This is a genomic window from Sphingopyxis sp. CR5, assembly GCF_059693785.1.
This window is the reverse complement of the sequence record NZ_JCATIE010000007.1, coordinates 256,812-267,875: the sequence shown is the minus strand read 5'-3', so window position 1 is coordinate 267,875 and position 11,064 is coordinate 256,812. Positions and strand designations below refer to the sequence as shown.

Here is an 11,064-nt window from a genome sequence, read left to right as displayed (position 1 = left end):
GACGATAACCTCCTCGCGTTCCTGGAAGGGCTCTGATTATGCCGAACAGCTGCATGGCCGATGCCGGGCTATCCGCCCTCCAGCGGAGGCCATGCGGCATAATCCGGATCGCGGCATTATGGGTCAGCTCGTGCAAGGCCGTGCGATAATAGTTCACCTGCTCGAAGAAGGCGGGCTGCGGTGGCACCTGCACATAGTCGGCGGAAGGGACATAAAAGGCGCGTGATCCGCCGATCCGGAATTCTACGCCGGATGCTGCGATGACGCGTTCGGCGACCGGCACGATCTCGCGTTCGGGCAGCGGCGTCGGTTCCGGGGCGAGGCCTTCGCGCAGCCCCTCACATTGCGCGATATTGAACACGGTGAAGCGCTTGAGGAACGGAACGGACTTGGCGTCCTCGCCGCTGGTGCGGGCGCGTTCCTGCTCGGCCTGCGGCGTGAAGCGGTCGGCATAGACCACGGTCTGGCCGCGCTCGCCCTTGCGCACGCGTCCGCCCGCCGCCTGCGCCTGCGCGAAGGTGAGCCAGCTTTGCGAGGCATAGCCGCCAGCGATGACGGCACCCCACAGGATGAGGATGTTGACGCCGGAATAGGCGCGCCCGGTGAGCGCGTTGCGCGGCAGGCCGGGTCCGGCGGTATCGGGATTTCCCCACGGCTGAACCCAAGGCAGACGGCCTGCCTCCAATTCGGCGATGATGCGGGTGGTTACTTCGTCATAGACATTGCCGCGCGGCGGCGCGGCATCACCGGCCTTGCCTCGGGCACGAACGTTACGGGTCTTGCGCATAGCTGTCCTCCTTCACGACCCCCCAGCAGCAGGCCCCCGGCGAAGCGGGGGGATGGGCGGCGAGGCGACGAACAGGGACCGGCACCAGCGGCCGGCTGCACCCGCAGGGGCGCAACGCAAGTGGAGCAGTGCGAGCGAAGCGAAGCGCTTGCCGCCGGGCGCGACGGGCCCAGGAAGGCGCGCCGGCCATCCCCGCGCGCGCAAGGGAGGCCGAACCAACAGCGCCGTCGCGGAAGCGGCGCCCGCTGACCCGTCAGCGATCGTCACCGGAGGCCGAGACCGCGTGCGGGCTCGGTGGCGGCGCATGGCGCGCCATAGAGCGCGGTCGCATGGAGCCGCATGCGGGACGGAAGAACAAAAAGAGAAAAAATGATTGCCCGGCGCGGTGATGGACCCCATCTTGACCGACAAGGGCAAAGGGGAATCATGGCGCTCGAAGCGGACATCACACAAGCGTGCGACGAGGGCCGGTGGCTCGATTTCGTCAGCCGCTATAATCTGCGTGAGGATGGCGACGAGGCTGCGATGCGGGCGCTCGCCGTGCAGCTCCACAACGACGGCCGCGTCGATCTGCTCGCTGCGATCGACGGGTTCGACGATGACGGCGACAGCTTCCGCTTTTACGAGATCCAGCAATTTTATTCCGATGTGCTGCCACAGCTCGAGGCTGATCCCGCGCACATGCTGCAGGCGGTCCGCCGCCTCGTCGAAGAGGGCGGACCCAACCGCGACGGCGGCTTCATCGCCCTGCCTTTCCGAACCTGGTGCGCAGGCCCAGGCAGAGCCCGGAAAATCGCGGCTTTGCTCGATTTCGAAGCTCCGCGCGACGGCTGGTATCTGCGTCTCGCGCTCGAAGGGGCATCGGCAGGCGATCCCGACGGCGCGCTCGACTGGGCGATGGGCCTGATCGCGGGCAAGTCGGGACCGGCACGAAGCGCCGCATTGGAAGCGCTCGGTTCACTCGGCGCGGCGCCCGAACGCGCGGCGCGCGCACTCGCCCAGCTGCGTGGCCATGTCGATCATGAAACGGACGATGCAATGCTCGGCCTCGCCCTGCTGGCCGCGATCGAGCTGCATGGCCGCGGCGAGCAAGCCAATCCGCAGGATACCGCGGCGATCGTCGCGCGCGCGGCGGACCATGGCGGCGCAGAGATGCGGCTGCGCGCGATGACCGCCTTATGGTTCCAATGGAAGGCCGTGGCACCGCAGATTCTCGATCAGCTCATCGCCATCGCGACGAGCCTGCCGGGCGACGAGCCCGCCGCGCGCGATAATCTCGATAACGCCCTGTACCAGATGACCGCAGGCGATGACCCGGAGCGCGCCATCGCAATCGTGCAGGCGCTCCTGTCCGCCAACCGCGGCACGCTCACCGTCCACCACTTCGACAGTTTCGAGCATCAGCTGCTGATCAAGCATCGTGCGCGGTTCGACAGGCTCGCGGTCGAATGGTTCGTGAGCGGGGATCGGGCGCTCGGCGAAGCGATCATGGCGCTGGTCGCCAAGGTCCATGGCGCGCCGATGGTGCTGCGGCCGGATATCGCTGCGTTCGGCTATGGTCCAGCCGAACTCATTTTCCTGGCGCGCAAGGCGGTCGGCTATCTGTTCTCGACGCCCATCAGCGCCGCGTCGCTGCTGATGGCGATCATGCGCACCGGCGTGGGCGCTGCGGTCAAGGGCGCGACCGAGCTCATGTTCGATCCGCTGCTGGTCAATTACTCGGGCGAGCTCGGAGAGTTTCTGCGCAAGGCGGTCGAGGACAAGACCGATCCTGCGACGCCGCATGTCGAAGCGGCGCTCGATCAGCTTGAGGCCTATCTCGAAGGGTTGCGCGCGGTCGGCCGGGTAAAGGCGCTCGATCCATCCGAGCGCGAGCGCATGATCGCATGGCGCCTTCGTCAACAGGAAATGGAAGAGGCGATGAAAGCCGGCGAGAAGGATTCGATCTTCTCGCAGCTCGCGACCAAGGTCGTGCTGCTCTACGGCAACCGCTCGATCACCTACGTCCCGAACTATGGCGACGAACCCGGGCCTGAGCGCCGGCTGGTGACCGAGATGCAGAGCCATTCGCACTCCCAGGAATATGCGCGCATGAGCGTGGTCGACCCGCACGGGATCGACCTGCTGCTGCGGCATTTCCGCGCCGAGCGGTTGCCGACATGAGGCTGATGATCCGCGAATATCTGGCGTCGCTGCGCGAGCGCGGTGAGCTGGATGCGATCCTGCCCGATCTGCTGACCGAGATGGGTTACAGGGTGTTCTCGCGCCCGAGTATCGGTCCGCGCCAGCACGGCGTCGATATCGGCGCGGTGGGCCGCGATAGCGATGGACAGGAAAAGGTGTTCCTGTTTTCGGTCAAGGCCGGCAATCTGACGCGCTCGGACTGGAATGTCGGCCAGCAGGCGCTCAAGCCCTCGCTCGACGAGATTCTGCACGTCTATCTGCGCGCGCGGCTGCCGGTCGAATATGCGCATTTGCCGATCGTGATCTGCCTCACCTTTGGTGGCGGAATCCACGAAAGCGTTCGCTCGGATGTCGAAGGCTATATCGATTTCAATAGGACCGAGCGTGTCAGCTTCAGGCAGTGGAATGGTGATTATCTCGCCGCGCGGATCGACGAAGGCCCGCTGCGCGAAGGCCTGATGGCGGGTGATCTGCGCGGTCATTTGCGCAAGGCGGTGGCGATGGTGGAAGAGCCCGAAGTGGCGATGGGCCATTTCGGGCAGCTGATCCGCGTGCTCACCGAGGATTCTGCTGCCAAGAGCGGGGACCGGTTGCGCCGCGTGCGGCAGATGACGCTGTCGCTCTGGATCATGTTCGGCTGGGCGCGTGAGGCCGACAATGTCGAGGCGCCGTATCGCGCGAGCGAGATGGCGCTGTTGCACGCCTGGCAGCTTCTCAAGGCCGACCTTGGCAAATCAACCCAGGCTGGCGAGGCGGCGGGGCTGGCGTTCAACGCGCTGGTCGACCTGCATCACGCGATCTGGGACGAATTATACGCCAAGGCGATACTGCCGCATGCCGATAACCAGCACGGCATTTCTTCGGCGATCCGCTCGATGAGTTCCGTCGACGTCAATCTCAAGCTGTTCGAAACGGTCGGCCGCATTGCGCTCAGGGGCCTGTGGCTGGTGTGGATGGCGAACGATTTTTCGAAAGTGCCGCAGCCGGTCCCCGACGGCGAAGCGGCGGAAGCGATCGACGAACTGGCGCTTCAGTTGGTCGCGCTCATCCGCAACAATCCGGCCCTGCTCACCCCGATGGCGGACTGGCAGGCGATCGATATCGGACTTGCGGTCACCTTCCTCGCTTGCCGCAAGCCGTTTCACGACGCGATCGGCCAATGGGTGGACAGCATTTCGGACAAGGCGTGGTTCGCGTTTCGCACGCATGGTGCCTATCCGACCCGGCACACAAGCTATTGGTATCTGGTGTCGCACCCGGCGAGCAGCAGCGATGAATATCGCCAGGAGGCGACCGAAGGCAGCGTGCTATATCCGATGTTGGCTTTCTGGGCGGAAGCGCTCGGCTGCGACGACGTTGTCGACCGTCTCGCCGCGTTCAAGCAGGACGATCTGCCGCACTGCAATTTCCAGATGTTCTTCCTCGACCATGACAGCGAGGCGCAGCTTTATACCGGCGAGGATCGGCATGGCTCGGTGTTGTGCGATGTGTCGCCGATCAAGGGCGAGAAGAAGACAATCGCCATGGCGCGGCGCGAATGCGGCGTGATCACCGACTATGACCGGCTGTCGGCGGTCGAACTGGGCCATTGGCCAATCGTATTGACCGCGTGCAGGCTGCATCGCCTTCCCGTCCCGCCGCAAGTCTGGCTCGAGATTATCGACGCGCTTGCGCAAGGCGATAGCGACGCGGTTGAACCGCGGGAAGGCGAACTCCAGCTCAAAAGCGGGCGTAGGCCGATACCCAGAGCGCTGTGGCAACCGATGCTGAGGGCCGGCGCGAGCCGTTCCGCCATCATGGCCAGCACGCTCGGCGATCAGGCTGCGCACGTCTGGTCCACGCATATCGAGCTCAAGCCATCACCAAAGCTTTGATCCAATCCGGGAAAGCGGGCGAAGCGCGATAACAGACCGCCGCAGCAATGCCGGAAGCATCCAACATGATGCCAACTACGCTTTGTTGGAAACTTCCGGTAGAACAAAATGCAAACTGTCGTTCGATTCCGGGCGATGGACGTCAAGGAGATTCTTGCGCGCAACGTACGCATGCTGCGCCATTCACGAGACTGGCCGCAGGAGGTGTTCGCCGATCATGCGAAGATCAACCGCAGCCATGTGTCGGCGGTCGAGACCGCCAAATATTATTCGCGCACCGACATTATCGAGAAAATGGCCAAGGCATTCGGCGTCGAGCCACACGCGCTGCTTGATCCCAAGACGGCGAGCCTGCTCAATGTGCGGGAGGATCAGAAGCGGGTGAGCCGCGGCAAAGCCACGGGCGTGGCCCGGCGACCAGTGCGGCACGCGAAGCGGCCGCCAGCCGGGACACCCTGAGCCCCCAGTAGGGCGTGTCGAGCCACCAGCGCGGACCGATAACATGCTCGCCGAACAGGACAGCGGCGATCTCGCGATAGCTGGCACCGGCAACAAGCGCATCATGCACGCGCAGCACCGCCACCCGGCGAAGATTGCCCGTCGCAGGTTTCCCACGCGGCGAGCGGCCTAGCGAGAGATTGCGCAACCGATCGAGCGCCGCGAGCGGTGCATCGAGGCCGGTCATTCCCATCAGCGACCAGCGCGGCACGAACGGGTCGCACACTGGACCGGTCACATCGATCCGCACTCCGCGCAGGCCGTCGCCGATCAGCACATGCGTCACACCGGTCCCCGCGACCAGCTTGACCGGCCAGCCGAGGGCGCCGAGATTCAGCCGGTCAGCGCCGTCAACCGCACGGCAACGCAAGACGGCCTCGTCGAGCTCGGCGCGCCAGACCGGCAGGGCTTGCCACACGGGAAGTTCCGGCCTCTCCAAACATACCAGCCCGAAGGCTGCAGGCGAACCTCCCCCAGCATAGCCGGACCTATAATCGGCGGATCGGCGAAGCCATTCCCAGGCAAAGGCCGACCGGTCGGCGCCGAGCAGAGGCGCATAGGCGGCGGCCTCGCGCCAGTCGACCGCAGGCATCGCCGCCCTGCGCTGTCACAACAGGCGCACTCAGCGCTCGATCTCAGCCGCACCCGCCGCCCGCTGCCCCGCGACATAGTCCCCGAGCGCCGTGACCTGTTCGGGTAGCAGGGCGTCGGCGGCCGGGGCGTCGCCTGACGGCCAGAGCAGCTCGGACGGGCAGCGGCCCTCGACATTGCCGAGATTGGGCCGGTGCTGCGTATAGCCAATGAGCGCTGCCAGGGCGGGATCGAACGACCGCGCGATCGCGGGTGGATAGATCAGCCATTGGTTTTCGAACGGCTTGAGCCAGCCGAGGCAGTAGCTCACGACCACGCCGCGCCGCACGTCAGCCGAGCTGTTGCCGCCACCGCCATGCAGCGTGCTGCCAAGAAACAGCAGCGCATCGCCGACATCGACCCGCGGCACGCTCGCCAGTGCCTCGTCCTCATGGCCTTGCCAGTCGGCGCGGTGGCTGCCGGACCAAAGGCGCGTGCCGCCATTCTCAGCCGTGAACGGCACAAGCGGCCACATCACATTGACGAGATATTCGACCTCGCCTTTGGGTCCGGCCCACATGTCCTGATCGCGATGGGGATATTGCGCGAGTGCGCCTGGGTGGATGTCAATTGCCTGAGTCAGGTTGAGCGCGATGCAGTCGCAATGGGGGAGCAGCACGCGCTCGACCAGATCGAGCACAAGCGGATGGCGCACCAGCTGCTCAGTGATCAACGAGCGCGTGAGCAGGCCACCGCGCCGCCTGGTGGCCCGGCCGTAGAAGTCGCCGTCGCAAAAGGGCGTCGAGGCCATGACGGGTAACAGGTCGGCGTCGAGCGCTGCTAGGACGGATGCATCGAGCAGGCCGCGCGCGATACAGAAGCCGTCGGTGGCAAGATGGGTGTGGAGCGTGTCAGTCATCTTCCCCGCCCTCACGCCGCGGCGCGCATGGGCGCGCGATTGATACCTGCCGCCGCGAGCAACGCGGGCGTCGCGGCATCGATGTCGATCCGGAACGCCGCGAGGCCATCGATCCCCTCGCCGAGCGGCGCGGCGCGCCAGCCCATGGCCAGCACTTGCGCGCAAAAGCTGCTGGTGACGACGCCGGTCAGCACCGACCATCTTGAGGCAAGCGCGACATCGACCATCTCGCGGATTAAAGCGTCGCGCACCGCTCGCCTGCCAACCGCGCCCAACCGGCTAGGCAGGCACAGGCGGGTGATTTCCCAAACGCCGTCGCCGCGTGGCACGGCGTCGCACGCAAGCGCGGGATAGAGGGTACCGAGAATATGCGGGCCGGTCGTCGGCAGCAGGCGCAGCGAACCGATGTGCGTGCCACCCTCGAGGGCAGTCAGATAGATCGCCCTTTCGGTATCAAACTGGTCGATTTCGTAGCGGCCGGCAACCACCGGCACCTGCCAGCGCAGCGTGTCGACGAACTGGATCTTGCGATCGGCGAACATGGCGGGACAGCCGGTGAAGGCTGCCTGAAATCCGCAATAGAGTTGAATCATGATGTGCTCCCGTTGAAAAGGCGGGAGCACAAAGAGCATCAGAGGCCCGTGCGGTCAGTTCACCCAGATGGGGGGATTGCGTCGTCGAACCCGACGATGCCGAGGCGCAGGGCGCGCACGGTCATCTCGCCGCGGGTCGAGACACCAAGGAGCAGCCGTAGCGCCTTTAGATAGTCGCGTACCGTGTCCGGGCTGATGCCGAGCTGCCGCGCGATCGCCTTGTCCGAGCAGCCGCGCGCGATAAGCACGAGGCAGTCGAGCTGGCGCGGCGAGAGATGCGGGACTTGGCCGATACGTCGCGCGCAACCGCGCAGCAGGCGCGCGCGTTCGAAGGCGAAGCCGCCCAGGATGCCGGCGCAGTGGAGGCACCGGAATGGCAGCGTCACGCCCGCGCGGGTCGCGAACGAGCAGGACCCGGCGGGCTCGCCGGCGATGCGCACCGGCAGCGTAAATCCGCTGCCGACGTCCTGTCGCTCCGCTGCATTCAGGATGCGAATGAAGCGGGGTTCGGGATCGACGAAGTTCCAGACTTCGTGCCAGGCAAAGCCGCGACCGGCGCGTTCGCTCGCGGTGAGCATGGGATCGTCTAGATAGAGACGCTCTTGCTCGAAGCGCTCACGCCACCAGGCGGGATAGTTGATGATCTTGATGAGATGCGGCGCGTCATGATGAAAGGCGAGCGTATGGACGAGCGCGAAATAGCTGAACCCCAGTTCGCGCGAGACCGCCGTCATCAAATTAAAGAGCGTCTGCTCGTCGTCCAGCGCCTGGCATTGGCTGGCAAATTCTTCAGTGATTCTCCAAAGCCGCATGCGAAGTCGCTCCGCGATGAGACCGTTTGCGAACATAATCGGTCCATGTCAGCCAATGCTGCTAGATCACAAACAAGTAGGCTCAAACTATGTTGGAAATTTCCAACATAAAATCACTTGATCCGTGTGAACCGATTCCGCAGTATTTGGCTCCTTTTCTGTTGGTTAGATGCGCACCATTCGATTTTCCGACGCCATTACATGCAATAAGCAGAACGCAGCTCCGCCGTTCACCGGCTTCCTCAGCAACCGTCCTTGCATCGAACCGAAGCCAAATTGACATTTTTTTGTAACCAAGCGTCGGAACGCTCACTCGTGTGCATCTAGGCCCTGAAGGTCCATATAGGACGCAAGCAAGGGGTAGATCATGGGGGAACTGATTGAGAGCCGGGCGCTTCGGGCGCTGATGGGGTCGGCGGCTGCGGTTGCATGCGTGGCTTTTGCAGCACCTGCGATGGCGCAGACGCGAAGCTTCGACGTGTCTGCCCAATCAGCATCCAAGGGCATTCACGCGTTTGCGCGCCAAGCTGGCATTCAATTGCTTGCGCCTGCGCGTGAGGTGCGCGGCAAGCGGACCAACGCGGTCAAGGGCAGCTATACTATCGAGCAGGCGCTCCGGATGCTTCTTCAAGGTACTGGCCTGGAAGCCAGCCGCGACCCCGGCACGGGCATCACGACGATACGCGCTGCTGGCCAGGCGCAGACCGCGTCGAGCCGCGAACGAGCTCAAACAACCAGGACGGTTTCGTCATCGGGGGAGGAGGGAGATACTACTGAAGCCGGATCAGAGATTATTGTGACGGCGCAGAAGCGCGAGGAGCGTCTACAGGAGGTGCCGGTGCCGGTCACTGCGCTTCAGAGCGCTGACCTCGCACGCGCTAACCTGTCGCGCATCGAAGACTATTATGCGCGGATTCCGGGCCTCAACCTCAATCCGTTCGTAGGTGGCGTTCCCTCGCTGTCAATTCGCGGCGTGACCACCGGTGGCTTCACCAATCCCACTGTTGGGATCACGATCAACGATGTGCCCTTCGGCGGGTCCACTGCGCTCGGGGGTGGTTTTACACCGCCTGAGCTAGATCCGAGTGAGCTGCAGCGGGTCGAGGTTCTTCGCGGTCCGCAAGGCACCCTATACGGCGCAAGCAGCATTGGCGGTTTGCTTAAGTTTGTGACCGTTGATCCCGACTTGGATGAGGTGAGCGGCCGTATCGGGGCCGGGCTCAATGCAGTCTCTTACAGTCGCGATGTAGGCTACAATCTGAACGGCGCGATTAACATGCCGATCTCAGAAACGGTGGCCGTTCGCGTAAGCGGTTATTATCGTCTCGACCCTGGATATATTGATGACCCCATTCGCAACGTGCGGGATCTGAACGAGCGCGAAAGCAGGGGCGGGCGGGCATCTTTGCTGTGGGAGCCGTCGCCGGATTTCAAGATAAAGATCGGCGCGCTTGTCCAGGATTTCGATCAGAGGGGTCCGGCAGACTCGCAGATCGGTCCGTTCGGTGAACTCGAGAGCGGCACGATCCCAGGCATCGGCGGCTTTGCGAGAAGGACGCGCCTGTACGATGCCACCATCGATGCCAAGATCGGCAACGCCACGATCACGTCCATTTCTGCCTATGGGACCAATCGGCTTTCCAATTCGCAGGATTTACGGAGCCTGGCGTTTCTTTCAGAGGATATTTTCGGTGTATCCGGCACGCCTTTCACAAGCCGCGACCGGTTGAAGAAGTTCACGCAGGAACTTCGTATATCGGTGCCGCTCACTGACAATATCGATTGGCTCGTTGGCGGATTTTACTCCGACGAGCGAGTGAACCACCTCGAGGATATTGTCTCCGCTGATTCCGCAACCGGCGATCTTGCGGGTATCCTGATAAGTTCAGAGAACAGGGTAACCTACAAAGAGCTTGCGGCCTTCACCAATGTGACGTTCCGCCTGTCTGACCGTTTTGATATCCAGTTCGGTGCGCGACAGTCTCATATCAAGCAATCCCTTTCAATCAGCGAGGACGGTGCGCTCTCGGCAGGTATGCCGGGTTTCACCACTGTTGATCGAACCAAGTCTGACGCATTCACCTATTTGATCACGCCAAGATTCAAGATCAGCCCGACAGTGATGGTCTATGCGCGTTTGGCGTCAGGCTATCGACCGGGCGGGCCGAATTTTAGAGTTGTAGGCGATAACAGTCAGTTCGCACCTGACAAGACGTATAACTACGAACTTGGAATCAAGGGGAGTGTCCTTGATCGTGCTGTCGATTTCGATCTTTCCCTGTATAAGGTCGACTGGAAGGACATCCAACTTCGCGCGTCCAACGGTATTTTCAACTATGTTATTAACGGCGGCGAAGCCAAGAGCAATGGCGCTGAACTGACTGTAAATACGCATCCGGCGGATGGCGTGACCCTCGGCGGTTTCGTAGCGTACAACGATGCCGAACTTACAGCGGATCTTCCCCCATCAAGCACTTCACGGGCATTGGCGGGCGACCGTCTTCCAGGCGCTTCGCGCTGGTCCGCGGCTGTGTACGGCGATGTCGACACGCCGATCAACGAGAACTGGACGGCCTTCATCGGGAGTAATCTATCGTTCGTGGGCAGCCGGATTGGCGTGTTCACTTCCGGCGGACCCCGAGAGTATTTGCCTTCCTATGCCCGCCTCGACGCGAAGCTCGGAGCACGATCGGATGATTGGACGTTCACTCTTTACATCAACAATGTGACGGACAAGCGCGGCGTCATCGCACGGGAAACTGACCGCGCGTCCGTCACCTACATTCAGCCGAGGACAATCGGGCTTTCGCTCGAGAAGACCTTTTAA

9 protein-coding genes are annotated in these 11,064 nt (G+C 63.1%); 4 read left to right on the top strand and 5 right to left on the bottom strand.

Annotation, left to right across the window (positions count from 1 at the left end):
- On the bottom strand, positions 1-787 hold a 787-nt coding region (locus AC58D2_RS13100; protein WP_497390994.1), incomplete at its 3' end, for an ArdC family protein.
- Positions 788-1,213: 426 nt separating this feature from the next.
- Here AC58D2_RS13100 and AC58D2_RS13095 point away from each other — a divergent pair.
- The 3 genes from AC58D2_RS13095 to AC58D2_RS13085 all read left to right on the top strand — a co-directional run bounded on the left by AC58D2_RS13095 (position 1,214) and on the right by AC58D2_RS13085 (position 5,304).
- Positions 1,214-2,950 carry a hypothetical protein gene (locus AC58D2_RS13095; RefSeq protein WP_497390992.1) on the top strand — a complete coding sequence of 579 codons (1,737 nt, stop codon included), beginning with the start codon at positions 1,214-1,216 and terminating at the stop codon, positions 2,948-2,950.
- A 5-nt stretch (positions 2,951-2,955) separates the two neighbouring features.
- Positions 2,956-4,845: a hypothetical protein gene (locus AC58D2_RS13090; protein ID WP_497390990.1), complete on the top strand. Its 1,890-nt coding sequence runs from the start codon at positions 2,956-2,958 to the stop codon at positions 4,843-4,845.
- Positions 4,846-4,980: 135 nt separating this feature from the next.
- Complete coding sequence (locus AC58D2_RS13085; RefSeq protein ID WP_497390988.1) at positions 4,981-5,304, top strand: helix-turn-helix domain-containing protein; 324 nt, start codon at positions 4,981-4,983, stop codon at positions 5,302-5,304.
- Here the strand turns inward: AC58D2_RS13085 and AC58D2_RS13080 are convergent.
- Genes AC58D2_RS13080 through AC58D2_RS13065 form a run of 4 tightly spaced genes read right to left on the bottom strand, consistent with a single transcriptional unit; the run spans position 5,201 to position 8,237 of the window.
- A complete protein-coding gene (locus AC58D2_RS13080; protein WP_497390986.1) occupies positions 5,201-5,935 on the bottom strand; it encodes a transcriptional regulator domain-containing protein in 735 nt (244 codons plus the stop codon). The genes AC58D2_RS13085 and AC58D2_RS13080 overlap by 104 nt on opposite strands.
- Positions 5,936-5,965: 30 nt before the next feature.
- On the bottom strand, positions 5,966-6,832 hold the full coding sequence (locus AC58D2_RS13075; protein WP_497390984.1) for a phytanoyl-CoA dioxygenase family protein: 867 nt from the start codon (positions 6,830-6,832) through the stop codon (positions 5,966-5,968).
- An 11-nt stretch (positions 6,833-6,843) separates the two neighbouring features.
- The gene (locus tag AC58D2_RS13070; protein WP_497390982.1) at positions 6,844-7,425 is read right to left on the bottom strand and encodes an acyl-homoserine-lactone synthase; all 582 of its coding nucleotides are present in this window, start codon (positions 7,423-7,425) and stop codon (positions 6,844-6,846) included.
- Positions 7,426-7,484: 59 nt separating this feature from the next.
- A complete protein-coding gene (locus AC58D2_RS13065) occupies positions 7,485-8,237 on the bottom strand; it encodes a helix-turn-helix transcriptional regulator (RefSeq protein ID WP_497390980.1) in 753 nt (250 codons plus the stop codon).
- A 367-nt stretch (positions 8,238-8,604) separates the two neighbouring features.
- Between AC58D2_RS13065 and AC58D2_RS13060 the strand changes: the two genes are divergently transcribed.
- Entirely contained in the window at positions 8,605-11,064 is a 2,460-nt protein-coding gene (locus tag AC58D2_RS13060) for a TonB-dependent receptor (RefSeq protein WP_497390978.1), read from the top strand.

Bases quoted from the DNA above. Each gene is read 5' to 3' on its own strand.
- AC58D2_RS13085 (WP_497390988.1), top strand. From the start codon at position 4,981: ATGGACGTCAAGGAGATTCTTGCGCGCAACGTACGCATGCTGCGCCAT.
- AC58D2_RS13075 (WP_497390984.1), bottom strand. From the start codon at position 6,832: ATGACTGACACGCTCCACACCCATCTTGCCACCGACGGCTTCTGTATC.
- AC58D2_RS13090 (WP_497390990.1), top strand. From the start codon at position 2,956: ATGATCCGCGAATATCTGGCGTCGCTGCGCGAGCGCGGTGAGCTGGAT.
- AC58D2_RS13095 (WP_497390992.1), top strand. From the start codon at position 1,214: ATGGCGCTCGAAGCGGACATCACACAAGCGTGCGACGAGGGCCGGTGG.
- AC58D2_RS13065 (WP_497390980.1), bottom strand. From the start codon at position 8,237: ATGCGGCTTTGGAGAATCACTGAAGAATTTGCCAGCCAATGCCAGGCG.
- AC58D2_RS13070 (WP_497390982.1), bottom strand. From the start codon at position 7,425: ATGATTCAACTCTATTGCGGATTTCAGGCAGCCTTCACCGGCTGTCCC.
- AC58D2_RS13080 (WP_497390986.1), bottom strand. From the start codon at position 5,935: ATGCCTGCGGTCGACTGGCGCGAGGCCGCCGCCTATGCGCCTCTGCTC.
- AC58D2_RS13060 (WP_497390978.1), top strand. From the start codon at position 8,605: ATGGGGGAACTGATTGAGAGCCGGGCGCTTCGGGCGCTGATGGGGTCG.